Source organism: Streptomyces echinatus (assembly GCF_014203595.1).
In the GTDB taxonomy this organism is placed as follows: domain Bacteria; phylum Actinomycetota; class Actinomycetes; order Streptomycetales; family Streptomycetaceae; genus Streptomyces; species Streptomyces echinatus.
In genome coordinates, this window is the sequence record NZ_JACHJK010000007.1 from 473,554 (window position 1) to 488,742 (window position 15,189).

16 protein-coding genes are annotated in these 15,189 nt (G+C 71.1%); 12 read left to right on the forward strand and 4 right to left on the reverse strand.

Translation table 11 applies throughout. The features are described from left to right. Positions 1-1,235: 1,235 nt before the first annotated feature. Positions 1,236-2,087: a helix-turn-helix domain-containing protein gene (locus FHS34_RS22000; RefSeq protein ID WP_184967993.1), complete on the reverse strand. Its 852-nt coding sequence runs from the start codon at positions 2,085-2,087 to the stop codon at positions 1,236-1,238. Positions 2,088-2,099: 12 nt separating this feature from the next. After that, positions 2,100-2,852, reverse strand: a complete 753-nt coding sequence (locus FHS34_RS22005; RefSeq protein ID WP_184967995.1) for a DUF6879 family protein — start codon at positions 2,850-2,852, stop codon at positions 2,100-2,102. 175 nt (positions 2,853-3,027) lie between these two features. Between FHS34_RS22005 and FHS34_RS22010 the strand changes: the two genes are divergently transcribed. The 5 genes from FHS34_RS22010 to FHS34_RS22030 all read left to right on the forward strand — a co-directional run bounded on the left by FHS34_RS22010 (position 3,028) and on the right by FHS34_RS22030 (position 5,426). Beyond that, positions 3,028-3,228 carry a hypothetical protein gene (locus FHS34_RS22010; RefSeq protein ID WP_184967997.1) on the forward strand — a complete coding sequence of 67 codons (201 nt, stop codon included), beginning with the start codon at positions 3,028-3,030 and terminating at the stop codon, positions 3,226-3,228. A gap of 202 nt (positions 3,229-3,430) precedes the next feature. Continuing rightward, entirely contained in the window at positions 3,431-3,652 is a 222-nt protein-coding gene (locus FHS34_RS22015) for a hypothetical protein (RefSeq protein ID WP_184967999.1), read from the forward strand. 116 nt (positions 3,653-3,768) lie between these two features. Beyond that, a complete protein-coding gene (locus FHS34_RS22020; RefSeq protein WP_184968001.1) occupies positions 3,769-4,269 on the forward strand; it encodes a hypothetical protein in 501 nt (166 codons plus the stop codon). A gap of 71 nt (positions 4,270-4,340) precedes the next feature. Next, a complete protein-coding gene (locus FHS34_RS22025; protein WP_184968003.1) occupies positions 4,341-4,997 on the forward strand; it encodes a class I SAM-dependent methyltransferase in 657 nt (218 codons plus the stop codon). Positions 4,998-5,093: 96 nt separating this feature from the next. After that, the gene (locus FHS34_RS22030; protein WP_184968005.1) at positions 5,094-5,426 is read left to right on the forward strand and encodes an SUKH-3 domain-containing protein; all 333 of its coding nucleotides are present in this window, start codon (positions 5,094-5,096) and stop codon (positions 5,424-5,426) included. 23 nt (positions 5,427-5,449) lie between these two features. Here the strand turns inward: FHS34_RS22030 and FHS34_RS22035 are convergent, their stop codons facing one another. Then, the gene (locus FHS34_RS22035) at positions 5,450-5,941 is read right to left on the reverse strand and encodes a MarR family transcriptional regulator (protein ID WP_184968007.1); all 492 of its coding nucleotides are present in this window, start codon (positions 5,939-5,941) and stop codon (positions 5,450-5,452) included. Positions 5,942-6,031: 90 nt separating this feature from the next. Between FHS34_RS22035 and FHS34_RS22040 the strand changes: the two genes are divergently transcribed. From FHS34_RS22040 to FHS34_RS22070, 7 genes are all read left to right on the forward strand, one after another. Next, complete coding sequence (locus FHS34_RS22040) at positions 6,032-6,397, forward strand: HGxxPAAW family protein (protein ID WP_225817450.1); 366 nt, start codon at positions 6,032-6,034, stop codon at positions 6,395-6,397. 101 nt (positions 6,398-6,498) lie between these two features. Then, complete coding sequence (locus tag FHS34_RS22045) at positions 6,499-7,371, forward strand: DUF2797 domain-containing protein (RefSeq protein WP_184968009.1); 873 nt, start codon at positions 6,499-6,501, stop codon at positions 7,369-7,371. A gap of 95 nt (positions 7,372-7,466) precedes the next feature. After that, positions 7,467-8,207, forward strand: coding sequence for a response regulator transcription factor (locus FHS34_RS22050; RefSeq protein WP_225817449.1), 741 nt, complete (start codon positions 7,467-7,469; stop codon positions 8,205-8,207). Beyond that, positions 8,204-9,835 carry a sensor histidine kinase gene (locus tag FHS34_RS22055; RefSeq protein ID WP_184968011.1) on the forward strand — a complete coding sequence of 544 codons (1,632 nt, stop codon included), beginning with the start codon at positions 8,204-8,206 and terminating at the stop codon, positions 9,833-9,835. The genes FHS34_RS22050 and FHS34_RS22055 overlap by 4 nt, the downstream gene beginning before the upstream one ends. A gap of 14 nt (positions 9,836-9,849) precedes the next feature. After that, entirely contained in the window at positions 9,850-11,325 is a 1,476-nt protein-coding gene (locus tag FHS34_RS22060) for a bifunctional glycosyltransferase family 2/GtrA family protein (RefSeq protein WP_184968013.1), read from the forward strand. Next, a complete protein-coding gene (locus tag FHS34_RS22065; RefSeq protein ID WP_184968015.1) occupies positions 11,322-13,544 on the forward strand; it encodes an ArnT family glycosyltransferase in 2,223 nt (740 codons plus the stop codon). The genes FHS34_RS22060 and FHS34_RS22065 overlap by 4 nt, the downstream gene beginning before the upstream one ends. A 387-nt stretch (positions 13,545-13,931) precedes the next feature. Then, the gene (locus FHS34_RS22070; protein ID WP_184968017.1) at positions 13,932-14,690 is read left to right on the forward strand and encodes a TetR/AcrR family transcriptional regulator; all 759 of its coding nucleotides are present in this window, start codon (positions 13,932-13,934) and stop codon (positions 14,688-14,690) included. Here FHS34_RS22070 and FHS34_RS22075 read toward each other — a convergent pair whose 3' ends face one another. Continuing rightward, positions 14,691-15,161: a PPOX class F420-dependent oxidoreductase gene (locus FHS34_RS22075; RefSeq protein ID WP_184968019.1), complete on the reverse strand. Its 471-nt coding sequence runs from the start codon at positions 15,159-15,161 to the stop codon at positions 14,691-14,693. Between the last annotated feature and the right edge of the window lie 28 nt (positions 15,162-15,189).

The window sequence follows — 15,189 nt, forward strand, 5'->3', positions numbered from 1 at the left end:
GCAGCCTGATGGAAATCAATCTGCTGCTCCCGACGGATATGTCCCCAGTGCGCCTCGAAGGGGTTGAGTCTATTATCGTGTACGTAAAGACTTCAGGGCGCAAGAAGGGCAAGGCGTCATGCACTGCTTTGACTGCTTGCTGGAGAGTCAACCCGGGCTCGTCGTACCCAGCCCGGCTGTTGCTGCCGGTGTATGTGCTCGCTGCGGAGCCGGTATCTGTGGCAGGCATGCGCATGTCACAAAGCCTCCGATTTCCACATCATCTGGTGGCTCCGAACCAGCACCCGAAGCCAGGCGACTAACTTGCAGTACCTGCTACGAGGCCGAGAGTGCCAGCGCTGGTCAAGTGTGAACACGCACCGCAGTTTGGCCTGCGTCGCTGACGCTCTGCGCGCTAACTTGTTCATGCTGACAAAGCCGACACCCGCGCCTAAAACCGCCCCCAGCTCCCATCCCGTACGCCGTCGACCCACACACCGTGGAGCGGGCGGGGTTCAGGGGCGTCAAGGTGGAGCGCGCCACTGTACGAACGACCTTGACGCCCCTGGGCCGCGTCTGCTCGGCTCTGCCTGGGTCGATGGTGTGCGGGATGGGAGCCCCCGCATCCGCCACGACGGGCCCGCGGTCGGCGACGGCGCCCCCTCCATCCCGGTGCCGGCCGATCCCCCGCCGGAGGCACTGTTCTGACCGTCGCGTACGCGGTGATCGACTCATGGCGACCGGCCCTATCCACCAGTGGGCGCGCGTCGGCGCAGCGCGGGCGGAGCGGGCCGGAGGCAGGAGCGTCGCCCGCAGCGGAGCGGAGCGCAGCCGGGGCTTGAACCTGTAGAGCAAGTTGTAACTCTCAGCCTGGCTGAACCTGAAGTCCTGCGTAGGGTGCGAGTCGGTGCCACCGGTCATCCTGACGGCAATCCTGACGGCAACGACGGCACACAGAGGCAGTTGATCACGGCCATCAGCGATCAACTGAGAAGAAGGTGGAACCCCGGCCCAACCGCCTGCCCGATCCTACGGATCAGAAGGTTGCAGGTTCGAATCCTGCCGAGTGCACAAAGAAACACCAGGTCAAGGCCCTGATTCTCCCAAGTGGAGGTCAGGGCTTTTGCGTTGGCGTCTCACGGAATCTCGCGCGTCACCATCCGCGCTTGATCAGTTACAGCTCAGTCGGGCAGCTCCCGGCCCACGCCGAGACGACCGTGTCCGGCACGCCCCGTCTGCCCTGCCGGACAGACGCGTCAGCGCGAGCGCAACGTCCGTCGCACTGCACTGACGAGGTTCTGAGCGTCAACGCCGTACACGGCGGACTCCCGGAGCGTGTTCCAGACCCGCAGGTAGGCGGCCACGCTCTCGGCGTCGTCCAGCCACAGCTCTGCATGCCAGTCCTCGGCGATCACGAGCCTGTCGTCAAAGATCCAGAAACCGTTGGCCGTCGGGATCTTGAGCGAGGCGCCGAGCGGGATGATCCCCAGCTCCACGGTGTCCATGCCGACGATGCCCGCGAGTCGATCGAGTTGGCTGGCGAGGACAGGCGGAGGACAGATCAGGGCGTGTAGGGCCGCTTCCCACACCAGGGCGTGGAACTTCCGGCCTGCCTCGTACAACCACTCCTGGCGCTGCATGCGGGCGCGGACGGCAGCATCTGTGTCGCGGACCGAGCCCTGGAGGTCTGCGTACCGCAGGAAGATGTGCCGTGCGTAGTCGGCAGTCTGCAGCATGCCAGGGACGACAGACTCCTCCCAGGCGTAGATGGCCTGGGACCGCCCGACCTCAAGGTTCCAACTGTCCTGCACGGGCCGGTGCCCGGCGGCCAGTTGCCGGCGCCAGGAGCGGATGTGGGACTCGAAGCCCTTGAGCCGGGCGTTCAGTTCATCGAAGACATCCGGCTGGCCGACGCCTCCGGCCCAGGCCCGCAGGTCTTCGCTGGTGGCGGTCTGTTGACCGTTCTCCAGCTTGTAGATCTTGGAGTGCGGCCAGCCGAGTCGCTGAGCCAGTTGCGTGCCGGTGAGCCGTCCTCCCGGGGCCGACAGCCGGAGTTCCCTCAAGCGCAGCCCGAGGGCCTCCCTGGCCTGCTGGAAGTCTGTGCTCACTGGTTCCGCTCGCTAGTGGTCGGCGCCGAGTTGCGCCGCGAACTCGTCGTACGGGACGGACTCGTGCACGGCTGCGTCGCGGACCTGGCAGTACCGCAAGACCTCAGCAGGCTCCGTGATGACCTCGACGTCATGGAAGGCGTCCTCGTCATCGAAGTGCAGTACGGCCACCAGCCGACTATCGAAGATCCAGAAGTCCTCCGCGGGTAGCCGGAGCCGCTCCGCGTCCTCGCGCCACAGGTTCCGCACGTCCTCACCCGTCGCCGCGTTGCACTTCGCATAGTCGAGCAGGAACGACTGCCCCTCGGTCGGCGGGTTGTCGATGACGCGCACCCGCCCGACGTACTTGCCGCAGGCCGTCTGCTGGCGGATGTTGGCGCACCACTCGCTGTCGAGGTCGCACGGGGCCGTGCCGGTGGAGAGGAACTCCGCGTACCCAGGATCCTCCCGGTCTGATGCGTAGCCCCGCCGTGTCTCCAGGTGCCAAGCCGAGTGCTCGAAAGTCTCAAAGAGCCGCCCGAAGTCCTCCAGGTCGATCAGCTTGGGCACGCGGGTGACCTCCTTGGGCCCGTGATTGACGAGGAGTTCACGAGGCACCGTCACTGCGGCATCTCCGGGGCCGAAGTGCCGGAGCTGGGCGATGTCCTCGGGGTCGGTGAGCGGCGTTCCTTGAATGATGATCTCACCGGAGTCGAGATCCTCATGAACGGCGGGGCAGCCACCGTTCTTGCTGTCGGTGCCGTTGAAGCGCAGTCGTCGTGCCACGGTCGCCTCCCATGGTGTGGAGCCCTGTCGCCATCAGCATCACCGGCGCTGATGCGCCCGCACCACAGCGTGCACCTCCTCGCGTGAGACCACACGAGAACATTCATCCAGACTGAGAGAACATCCGAGAACATCGCATCGCGGCCAGTACCTCCCCGTCCTTACTGTCCTGTCCATGGTCACAGCACGCGACGATGTTGATCCCTTCGCAGCCATGGAATCCCTACGTGCGGCTCTCGATCAGGCGCGCATCGTGCTGCCGTCGCTCGGAGTCGATGCCGGCTCGCCCGCTCTTGGGCTCGTGGAACTGGGGCGTGTACGCGCCGACGTGGCCATGCGACTGGCAAAGGCGCTCCGACGCGGCGGTGACGAGTGAGCGGCGCGGGTAGGCCCGGCGAGGACGGCGGTCTCGCGCCTCAAATGACCTTGCGGGTCTACACCGTGGACCGCAAAGGTCGCGTCACGAGCGACTCCGGCATTCACGGCTTCGAGGGCACCGAAGCCGAGACGGCCACAAGCCTTGGTCAGGAGTTCCCTCCTTGTGCGTGCCCTCATCACCGGGCCATGAGGGCAGTGCGATGAGCGCCCCCACCACCGACACCGCCTCGTGGTCCCCGGAGTGCGCTCTCGCTCTCCGCCCCGGCTACGAGGACCTGCACGCACAGTGCCGCCAGACAGAGGTCGTTCCTCTGCCCTACGCCACCGGACTCCTGCTCTTGCACCGCTGCACCTGCCTGTGCCACGGCTGCAACCGCCAGGACACCACCCGAGTCGCCCGTTCCAGCCAGATCACCCAGTAGCTCTCGCTGGGACGGGATCCGCAAGGCGCCCGCACTGCGCGTCCAGGCCTGGACAGGCTGGCAGACGGGGCGGGCTCGAACAGGTACGGCACGACCTGTCTCCGAAGGAGTAGTCCATGACCGTTACGCTCGACCGACCTACGAGCACCCGCACACGGGACCCGAAGAAACTCCTCAACGCCGTCCAGCCCCACATCAAGCACCTGACGATCAACGTCCTGGACAGTGGCATGACCCTCTGGGACCGTGAGGTCGCCCTGCTGCTGCGTGACCACACGATGGTCCGCGACATGGCCGAGCGCATCCTCGGCAACGCCGTCACGTACACCATCGGCTGCATGGAGCACCCCGAGGTCCACCTGGGCGTCGGCAAGCTCGTCGACATCGGCGTTCACCAGCTCATCCTCGACACACCGGTGTGGTGGGCCCTGTGCGACGTGTACAACGAGGGCAGCTACAAGCACCACGCCCCGTTCATCGAGCGCCGCCGTGACGGCCTGTGCCTGCGCACGGCGGACTTCCTGAAGTCCATCGGCTTCGGCGTCGACGAGGAGCTGTGGGCGATCGACGGCACGGACTGCTCGCCGTGCGACAACAAGGTCCCCGACAGCCACTGAACGGCCCTACGCTGGCCCCTGTCCTCGGTCCCCCGGAGGTCAGGGGCCAGCCCTGGTGAAGAGGAACCGCCTTGCCCGCACAACACGACATCGCCGCCGAGACTGAGCTGTGGGACACCTTCGCCGAGACCGCCTTCAAGGACGACGCGGAGCCCAGCTTCTGCTGGACCCAGTACGCCGGTCACAGACCGGGTCCGGAACTACTCGGCGACCCGCGCTCCGTTCTGGAGATCGGCTGCGGCACCGGCCGCGCCCTCGCCCACCTCGCTCAGCACGGCATCACGGCTCGGGGCGTGGACCTGTCTCCCGTCATGGTCAAGAAGATCACCACGAAGTGGGCCAGCACGGGCGCGGAGTTCGTGTGCTCCGAAGTCCTGGAGTACCTGCGCGAGCACGAGGACGCGTACGACGCCGTCTACTCGATCTTCGGAGCCGCCTGGTTCACTGACCCGAGCCGCCTCTTCCCCCTTGTCCGTCAGCGGCTCAACTCCGGCGGCGTCTTCGTCTTCTCACAGCCTCCCGCCATCCCCGGCGCCTACGGGCCCCAGGGCATGTACAAGGGAGGCTTCGCCGGCAAGGCGATGTTCACCTACCGCTACAGCTACCGCCCGGCCGTCTGGGAGCGTCTGCTGACCCGGGCCGGGTTCCTCACGGCCGATGCCCAGGTACTCGATGCCCCGTGCCCTGGTCACATCGGAACGCTCCTGGTCCGCGCCGTGACCCCATGACGATGTTCCCCAGCCGTGGATGGGCCCGATGCCGCGGTCGAAAGCCGCTCGCATAGGGGAGGGCGGGACGAATACCCTCATCGTGCGACGACCAGCGTGGACGAACAGCCGCTCGTACGCGCCATCGTGCGTGTCCGCGGCTCCGCCGCCCAGGGCTTCCCGCTCCGGCCCTGGGACGAGGTGCGCCGTTTCGTCTCGTCCTGCGCCGGCCTGGAGTGCCCCATGCCCCTGGCACCGGAGCGGCGGTTCCGGGCCGACCCCACGTTCGGATACGAGGGGGACGCCGAACTCGTCGCCCAGCTGGCGGAGAACCTGGGGCACCGGCTCTTCCCCGTCGGCTGGGAGACGTCCGAGAACGGCATCGTCCTGCTGGTCGACACGGGACGCTTCTTCTGTCTGCACCACACCGGGCCTTACCGCTTCGTCTGAGGCCCTACCGGCTGCCGCCGCCGTCAGCACTCCTCGGCCGGGTCGTTCCGGTTCAGCTTCTCCAGGTACTCGTGGGCGAGGGCAGTGGCGCGGGTGAACCAGTCGGTGATGACCGCCAGTTCCTCCGGGGAGTAGTCGGCGAAGAGTGCCGTCAGGCGCTTGTAGTGGCCGGCGTACACCGCTTCCACCTGGGTGACGGCGGCCGGTACGGCGGCGACGCGTACCCGGCGGCGGTCCTTGGGGTCGGGGCGGCGGGTGACGTAGCCGGCGCGTTCGAGGCGGTTGAGGATGCCGGTCACCGCGCCGGTGGTGACATGGGCGCGGGCGGCGAGGTCGCCGGCCGTCAGCAGTTCGTCGCCGGCCTCCAGGACGAAGGCGAAGCAGGTCAGGTCGGTGACGTTCAGGCCCAGTCGCCGGGCCAGCTCCTGCTGTCCGATCAGGTGGGCGGCGATGAGGTGGTCCATCGCCGACAGCGCCTGGGCCGGGGTGGCGGGCGGGCGCGGCGTACCGTGCATCTTTCGAAATCCCTTAGCTCGCGAGATATTCGGGTTGTAAATTTCTTAGCCCGTGAGGGAACTAGGGCTTCGTCCGCTGGAGGCGGCTCCATGAGTCTGTACGACGAGGGTCACACGATCGCCGGCTGGACCGGCTTCGGCATCGCGGCCGTGGGCAGCGCGGTGGTGGGGTGGGGGGTGTGCGCGGTCTCGCCGCCGCTGCTCGTCGGGGGGCTGGCCGTGGTGGCGGTGAGCGTCCTGGTGACCTGGGCCCTGCACCTGTCCGGCTGGGGCAAGCCGCCCGGGGTGCGGCCCCGCGGGCAGTGGGGGATGCGGATCCGCGACACCCAGGCCCGGGCGGGCCACACCGGCTGCGTGAGCTGCCGGCTGGCGGGGCGGGGGCGGCGGGCCGGGGTGCCGGCCCCGGTGACGGCGACGACGGCCGCCGAACCGGCCCACCTGTCCTCTGTGGAGTGAGGCCGAGTGAGTCCGAGTGAGAACGAGCTCCCGGCTCCCGGCGGATGCTCCCGTCGCCGCTCCCGGAGCGTTGTCGGACCCACGCCTTACCCTCACCGGTGATGGCACAGGTGTGGAAGTGTTCCGGGCTGCGCTGGTCGGCGGAGGGCCCGGCGCTCGTGTGGGACGGCGGGCGGCGCAGCGCGCTGCCCTGGGGGAAGCGTGTCGCCTTCGCGGTCCCGGAAGGGGGCGTGCGGACGTGTGTGGGGGCGCGGGGGCACGTCTGTCCGGTGGGGGCCGTGGTCCCGGGGCGGAGCACGGGGGCCCGCTGCGAGGAGTGCGCGCGGCTGGACCGGGCGCACTCGGTGGCCGCCGACACGATCGCGGACGACCCGCGGCCGTACCGCGTGTACCTGGCGTGGTTCGGGCCGGGCATGGTGAAGGTCGGCATCACCGCCCTCGAACGCGGTCCGGCCCGGCTGCTCGAACAGGGCGCGGTCTGTTTCAGCTGGCTCGGCACCGGCCCGCTGATGGCCGCGCGGCGCACCGAGGAGCTGCTGCGGGCCGCGCTGCGGGTGCCGGACCGCGTCCCGTACGCCGAGAAGCGGGCGGTGCGGTCGGCGCTGCCGGCGACGGAGCCGGAGCGCGCCGCCGAGCTGCGGGAACTGCACGCGCGGGCGGTCGCGCTCACCGGGTGGCCGGAGTCCCTCCGGCCCGAGCCCTGCCAAGTCGCGGATCACGTCGGGGCTTTCGGCCTCGAAGCGGCCCCGGCCGCGTCCGGCGAGGTCGTGGAGCTGGTGCCGGGCGGGGCCGTCCGCGGTGAACTGGTCGCGGCTGCCGGTCCCGACCTGCATCTGGCGGCCGGCGGACGCGGAGCCGTCGTCCTGGACACCCGGCTGATGACCGGCTGGGAGCTGCTGCACCCCGGGCCGGGGCCGGCCGAATGCGCCTTTCCCGCAAGGGAGTTCACAAGAGAGCCGGACGGGCTGTTCTGACCCGGAAGCCGCCTTGGGACTTTCCTGTGTGTTTCTCAGGGAAATCACAGACTCGGGAAAGCGTCTTCTCAGAGGGCGCCGACAAGGTGTCCACCATGACCACGACCTCGCCCCAGGGGCGCACCGAACTGCTGAGGCCGGACGGGAGCCCCGTCCGAGTGCTTGTGGTGGACGACGAACTGTCGATCACCGAACTGCTGAGCATGGCCCTTCGTTACGAGGGCTGGCAGATCAGGAGCGCGGGGGACGGGCAGGGGGCCGTCCGGACGGCCCGCGAGTTCCGGCCCGACGCCGTCGTGCTCGACATGATGCTGCCGGACATGGACGGGCTGGCCGTGCTGGGGCGGCTGCGCCGAGAACTGCCGGACGTGCCCGTGCTGTTCCTGACCGCCAAGGACGCCGTCGAGGACCGTATCGCCGGACTCACCGCCGGCGGGGACGACTACGTCACCAAGCCGTTCAGCCTGGAGGAGGTCGTGGCGCGGCTGCGGGGGCTCATCCGGCGCTCCGGTGCCGCCGACCGGCGCTCCGACTCCGTACTCGTCGTGGGGGACCTGACGCTCGACGAGGACAGCCACGAGGTCTCGCGGGCCGGTGCCTCCATCCACCTCACCGCCACCGAGTTCGAGCTGCTGCGCTTCCTCATGCGCAACCCCCGGCGGGTGCTCAGCAAGGCGCAGATACTGGACCGGGTGTGGTCGTACGACTTCGGCGGCCAGGCCAACGTGGTCGAGCTGTACATCTCGTACCTGCGCCGGAAGATCGACGCCGGCCGTGAGCCGATGATCCACACCCGGCGGGGGGCCGGTTACCTGATCAAGCCCGCCGTCTCATGAGCGGACGACGGCGGCCGCGTCCGCGGAAGCGACGCGGGAAGGGGCAGCCGCGCACCCTGCGGACCCGGCTCGTCGTCGCCTCCCTGGTGCTGATCGCCGTGGTGTGCGCGGTGATCGGCACGGTGACCACGCTGGCGCTGCGCTCGCATCTGTACGCCCAGCTCGACGGCCAGCTGCACGAGGTCGGGGCCCGGGCGTCCGGACAGTTCGGTCCGCCCGTCGGAGGCAAGGGCACGACCGGGCCCGGCGACCAGCCGAACGGACAGCAGCCGGGGCACCCGGTCGACCTCGGGAACTTCGTCAGCCGGGGCCCGCAGCCGTCGCAGAGCACGGTCGCGGCCAAGGTGGTCGACGGGGAGACGACCGAGGGCAAGGCCGGCCGCAAGTCCGCGGACAACTTCTCGATCAGCGCGAGGCCGCTGACCAGGGCGCAGCTCGCCGCCCTCGACGCCGTCCCCCGTGACCGCGAGAAGCACACCGTGCACCTGCCCGGCCTGGGCAGCTACCGCGCGCAGTACGTCACCGGACCCAACGGCACCTACTACGTCGCCCTGCCCACCAAGGACACCGACGACAACATCACCACCCTGATCCTCGTCGAGGTCAGCGTCACCGCCGCCGGACTGGTCGCCGCCGGGATCGCCGGGTACGTGCTCGTCGGCGTCGCCACCCGCCCCCTGCGCAGGGTCGCCGCCACCGCCACCCGGGTCTCCGAACTCCCGTTGCACACCGGCGAGGTGAACCTCAGCGAGCGGGTTCCCGAGTCGGAGTGCGACCCGCACACCGAGGTCGGCCGGGTGGGCGCCGCGCTCAACCGGATGCTCGACCATGTCCACGGCGCCCTGCACGCCCGGCAGCGGAGCGAGACACGGGTACGGCAGTTCGTCGCCGACGCCAGTCATGAGCTGCGGACCCCGCTCGCCTCCATCCGCGGGTACGCCGAACTCACCAGACGCGGACGCGAACAGGTCGGGCCCGACACCCGGCACGCCCTCGGCCGCATCGAGTCCGAGGCCGGGCGGATGACCCTCCTCGTCGAGGACCTGCTGCTGCTCGCCCGGCTCGACGCCGGGCGCCCGCTCCAGTTCGAGCACACCGATCTGATCCCGCTGGTCGTCGACACGGTCAGCGACTCCCGCGCGGCCGGCATGGACCACAACTGGCGGCTCGATCTGCCGGACGAACCGGCCCTGGTCTCGGCGGACGCGGCACGCGTCCAGCAGGTGCTGGTCAATCTCCTGGGCAACGCCCGCAAGCACACCCCGCCCGGTACGACCGTCACCGCGCGCGTGCAGCGGCGCGGGCCGTGGATGTGCGTCGAGGTCGAGGACAACGGACAGGGGATCCCGCCGGAACTGCAGCCGCACGTCTTCGAGCGGTTCGCCCGCGGGGACTCGGCGCGCTCCCGCGCCACCGGCTCCACGGGGCTCGGGCTCGCCATCGTGCGGGCCGTGGCCGCCGCGCACGGCGGTGCCGTGACCGTCGACAGCGTCCCCGGGCGGACCGTGTTCACCGTGCGTCTGCCCGCGCTCGCCCCGGCCGCCCCCTGCCCGGCCCCGGAAACGGACCGGGCGGCGCACTCACAGGCACAGCACAGCACCACCACATGGGTGCGACAGGGCACCTGACGAAAGTCGGTCCCATGCGAACCGACTCTTCTCGCGGCACCCTGCCGGCGCGGGAGCACCTCCCGGCCGGCGACGCCGGTACGCCTGTCCTGGACGTAGTGATCCCCGTCTACAACGAGGAGAAGGACCTCCAGCCGTGCGTCCGCAGACTGCACGACCACCTCACGCGCACCTTCCCGTACGCCTTCCGCATCACGATCGCGGACAACGCGTCCACGGACACCACCCCGCTGGTGGCGGCGCGGCTGGCGGCGGAGATCCCCGAGGTCACCAACTTCCGGCTGGAACTCAAGGGGCGGGGGCGGGCGCTGCGGACCGTCTGGTCGGCGTCGGACGCCCCGGTCCTCGCCTACATGGACGTCGACCTGTCCACCGGCCTCAACGCGCTGCTGCCGCTGGTGGCGCCGCTGATCTCCGGTCACTCCGACCTCGCGATCGGTTCCCGGCTCGCCCACGCCTCCCGGGTCGTACGCGGCCCCAGGCGGGAGTTCATCAGCCGGGCCTACAACCTGATCCTGCGCGGTTCGCTCCAGGCCCGCTTCACGGACGCCCAGTGCGGCTTCAAGGCGATCCGGCGGGACGTGGCACAGGTGCTGCTGCCGCTGGTGGAGGACACCGGCTGGTTCTTCGACACCGAGATGCTGGTGCTCGCCGAGCGGGCGGGCCTCAGGATCCACGAGGTGCCGGTGGACTGGGTCGACGACCCGGACTCCACCGTGCACATCGTGAGCACGGCCACCGAGGACCTCAAGGGGGTGTGGCGGGTCGGCAAGGCCCTGGCCGGCGGTTCGCTGCCGCTGGACCGGCTCACCCGCCCGTTCGGTGACGACCCGCGCGACCGCGAACTGACCGACGTGCCCACGGGCCTGGCCCGCCAGCTGGTCGGCTTCTGTGTGGTCGGCGGTCTGTCCACCCTCTTCTACCTGCTGCTGTACAGCGGCTTCCGGCAGTTCGGCGGGGCGCAGACCGCCAACGCGCCGGCGCTGCTGGTCTCCGCCGTGGCCAACACGGCGGCCAACCGCCGGCTCACCTTCGGGGTGCGCGGCCGCGGCGGCGCGGTCCGGCACCAGGCGCAGGGCCTGGTGGTCTTCGGCATCGGGCTCGCGCTGACCAGCGGTTCGCTCGCCGCCCTGAACGCGGCCACCGGCAGCCCGGCGCACTCCACCGAGCTGGCGGTGCTCATCGCCGCCAACCTCGCGGCGACCGTGCTGCGGTTCCTGCTCTTCCGCGCCTGGGTCTTCCCGGACCGCGGGGAGACCGGACCGTCCACGGTGGTGGCCGCGCACACCCCGGCCGCCTCGCCGGCCCACGGCCCGACGGCCCCGTACGCACCGCTCCCGCAGCGCCCGGTGTCGCACCGGCCGTACGGGGAGCCCTACCAGACCACCCAGGTCCGCGCCGGCGACGCCGCGGACGGCAGCTGGAGGGACGCGACCGTGCGGCTACAGCCGGTGCGCCCTCACGACACCGATCCGGGGGACCCCCGATGACCACGCAGTACGACCCGCCGACCAGCCGGCAGGGCGAGGCGGCCGGCTGGGGCCCGCCGCCCCCCGCTCCCCCGCGGACCCCCGGCGCCGGCCGGCCCCGGCAGCCGTTCGTGCGCCGGCTGTGGCGCGGCCGGGCCGAGGACCCCCGCTGGGCGCGCCCGGCCCTCCTCGGCCTGCTGGCCGCCACCCTCCTGCTCTACCTCTGCAACCTCAGCGCCTCCGGCTACGCCAACTCCTTCTACTCGGCGGCCGTCCAGGCGGGCAGCACGTCCTGGAAGGCGTTCTTCTTCGGCTCGCTGGACGCGGGCAACGCCATCACCGTCGACAAGCCCCCGGCCTCGCTGTGGCCGATGGAGCTGTCGGTCCGCCTCTTCGGCCTGAACTCGTGGGCGATCCTCACCCCCGAGGTGCTGATGGGCGTGGCGTCCGTCGCCGTCGTCCACGCGGCCGTGCGCCGCCGGTTCGGCCCCGGAGCCGGTCTGATCGCGGGTGCGGTGCTCGCGCTCACCCCGGTCGCGGCGCTGATGTTCCGGTTCGACAACCCGGACGCCATGCTGGCCCTGCTGATGGCGGTGGCCTGCCACCTCGTCGTCCGGGCGGTGGCGGAGGGCCGTACGAAGTGGCTGGTGTGGGCCGGGGCCGCGATCGGCTTCGCGTTCCTCGCCAAGACGCTCCAGGCGTTCCTGATCCTGCCGCCGCTGGCGCTCGTCTACGCGGTGTGCGCGCCGGTGCCGGTGAGGAAGCGCCTGGGACAGCTGGCCGCGGCGACGCTCGCGCTGGTCGTCTCGGGCGGCTGGTGGGTCGCGGTCGTCGAGCTGTGGCCGGCCTCCTCCCGCCCCTACATCGGCGGCTCGCAGCACAACAGCTTCCTGGAGCTGACCTTCGGCTACAACGGCCTCGGCCGCCTCAACGGCGACGAGACCGGCAGCGTGGGCGGCGGTGGCGGGGCGGGCGGCTCCGGGATGTGGGGGGAGACCGGCTGGGACCGGATGTTCGACTCCGAGACCGGCGGCCAGATCTCCTGGCTGCTGCCCTCCGCGCTGATCCTGCTCGTCGCCGGCCTGGTGGCCACGCGGAAGCTCGGGCGGACGTCCGCCACCCGCGCCTCGTTCCTGGTGTGGGGCGGCTCGCTGCCGATGACCATGGCGGTCTTCAGCTACATGGCGGGCATCTTCCACCAGTACTACACGGTGGCCCTCGCCCCCTACCTCGCGGCCGTGACCGGCATGGGCGCCGCGCTGCTGTGGGAGAGGCGGCGGGAGACATGGGCGTCGGTCACGCTCGCCGCGTCCGTGGCCGCCGCGGCGGCCTGGGGATACGTCCTGCTCCACCGGACCCCCGACTACCTGCCGTGGCTGCGGTGGCTGGTCCTGGTCGGCGGGCTGGCCGCGGCCCTCGGCCTGGTCTTCGCGGGCCGGGTCTCCCGCCGGCTCGCCCTCGGGGCGGCGGCGGTGGGCCTGGTGGCCGCGCTGGCCGGGCCGACGGCGTACACCCTGAGCACGCTGCGGGAGGGCCACACCGGCTCGATCGTCACGGCCGGCCCGGCGGGCGCGAGCATGATGGGCGGCCGGGGCGGCGGTCCCGGCGGCGGTATGCCCGGCCGGAACGGGCGGAACGGAAACGGCGGCACCCAGGGCAGGCCGGGGCAGCAGGGGCAGCAGGGCGGCCCGGGCAACGGTTTCCCGGGAGGCGGCGGCTTCGGCGGTGGCGTGCCGGGCCAGAACGGCCAGAACGGCAACGGCGGCACGCAGACCCGGCCGGGGCAGCAGGGGCAGCAGGGCGGCCCGGGCACCGGCTTCCCCGGTGGCGGTCTCGCGGGTGAGGGCGGCATGGGCGGCGCCGGCGGTGCCGGTGGCCTGCTGAACGGCGCGACCGTGTCGGCCGAGGCCGGGAAGCTGCTGGAGAAGGACGCCGCGGAGTACACCTGGGCGGCCGCCTCCGTCGGCTCCCAGAACGCGGCCGCCTACCAGCTCGCCACGGGCGCGCCGGTGATGGCCATCGGCGGCTTCAACGGCACCGACCCCTCCCCGACCCTGGCCCAGTTCAAGAAGTACGTGGCGGAGGGGCGGATCCACTACTTCATCGCCGGCGGCGCCATGGGCGCGGGCGGCGGGAGCGGGACCGCCTCGCAGATCAGCTCCTGGGTCCAGAAGACCTTCACGAAGGTGACGGTGGGATCGGCCACGTTCTACGACCTCACGCGGGAGACGAGCGGCTGACTTGGAAACGTGTCCGGTCAAGTCGGCGAGCCCGGCCACCAGGGAGCCGGTGCCGAACAGGGCGAGCCCGGCGATCAGCATCTTCTTGCGGCCGTAGCGGTCGGCGGCGCTGCCCGCCGTGAGCCGGCTGATCGCCGCGCGGGCCGGAACGGGGCATCGGCGGCGCCCTGCTCATGCTGGGCGGATGCGTGGCGGTGGGGCTGCTTCGGCGGGCGGAGCGGGTGTCCGCCTGAGCGCCCGGGGGGATGGGTAGTCGTGCGGCGCCGGGTGCGTCCGGGGCTCGCGCCCACGCGGCGGAACCGGATGCCGGGCACGGGCCCGCGCCCCGTCGGGCCGGCCGCAGTCCTAGCATCGTGAACAGTGATCGGGAAGAAAGAAGGGCCGCCGGTGACGAAGGCAGCAGGTCGGTCGGCGCGGGACAGCGTCTGGCTGGAGGGCAGGGGCCGCCGCGGCGGGCGTGGCGGACAGCCCTCCGGGCTCGACCGGGAGCGGATCACCGAGGCGTCCGTGCGGCTGCTGGACGCCGAGGGGCTCGACAAGTTCTCCATGCGCCGGCTGGCCGCCGAGCTGAATGTCACCGCGATGTCCCTGTACTGGTACGTCGACACCAAGGACGACCTGCTCGAACTCGCCTTGGACGCGACCTACGCGGAGCTGCGGCTGCCCGATCCGGACCGCACGGACGACGACTGGCGGGAGCAGCTGCGGGAGCTGGCCACCGCCTACCGGGCGCAACTGGTCCGCCATCCGTGGCTGTCGCCGCTGGCCGGGCGCTACCTGAACATCGGCCCGAACTCGCTCGCCTTCTCCCGCGTGGTCCGGCGGGTCATCCGCCGGACGGGGCTGCCCACGCAGAGGGTGACCGGGGCGATCTCGGCCGTCTTCCAGTTCGTGTACGGCTACGGCACGATCGAGAGCCACTTCCTCGCCCGGACCGCGGACACCGGGCTCAGCCCGGACGAGTACTTCGAGCAGTCCATGTCCCTGGCGGAGGAGGTGCCGGGGACCGCCAGGATGATGGAGGAGTCCAAGACCCTGATGGCGGCGCGCGGCGGGGACACGGTCGCCGAGATGCTGGACCGCGACTTCACCTTCGCCCTGGACCTGCTGATCGCCGGTATCGAGGCGATGGTCGCCCGCGGCTGACTACGAGTCGGCGACGAGCCGGGCCGGAAAGCCGCCCGTGGCCACCGGCCCCCAGCGCTCGGGAGTCACCCGGACGATCGACTTGCCCTGCTTCAGCATCGCCTGCCGGTACTCGTCCCAGTCGGGGTGTTCGCCGGCGATGTTGCGGTAGTACTCGACGAGCGGTTCCACGGAGTCGGGCGCGTCGATGACCTCGGCCGTGCCGTCGATCTGGACCCAGGGGCCGTTCCAGTCGTCGCTGAGGACGACCAGGCCGACCCGCGGGTCGCGCCTGGCGTTACGGGTCTTGGCCCGCTCGGGGTAGGTGGAGACGACGATCCGGCCCGAGTCGTCCACGCCGCAGGTCAGCGGCGACGCCTGCGGGGAGCCGTCGGCCCGCCTGGTGATCAGGAGGGCACGGTGACGGGGGCGCACGAAGTCCAGCAGCTCGTCCAGCGACACACGCGTGTTGGTAGCGATGTTCGGTGCCATGGGGGCAGCCTAGGGGCAGCGCGTGCCC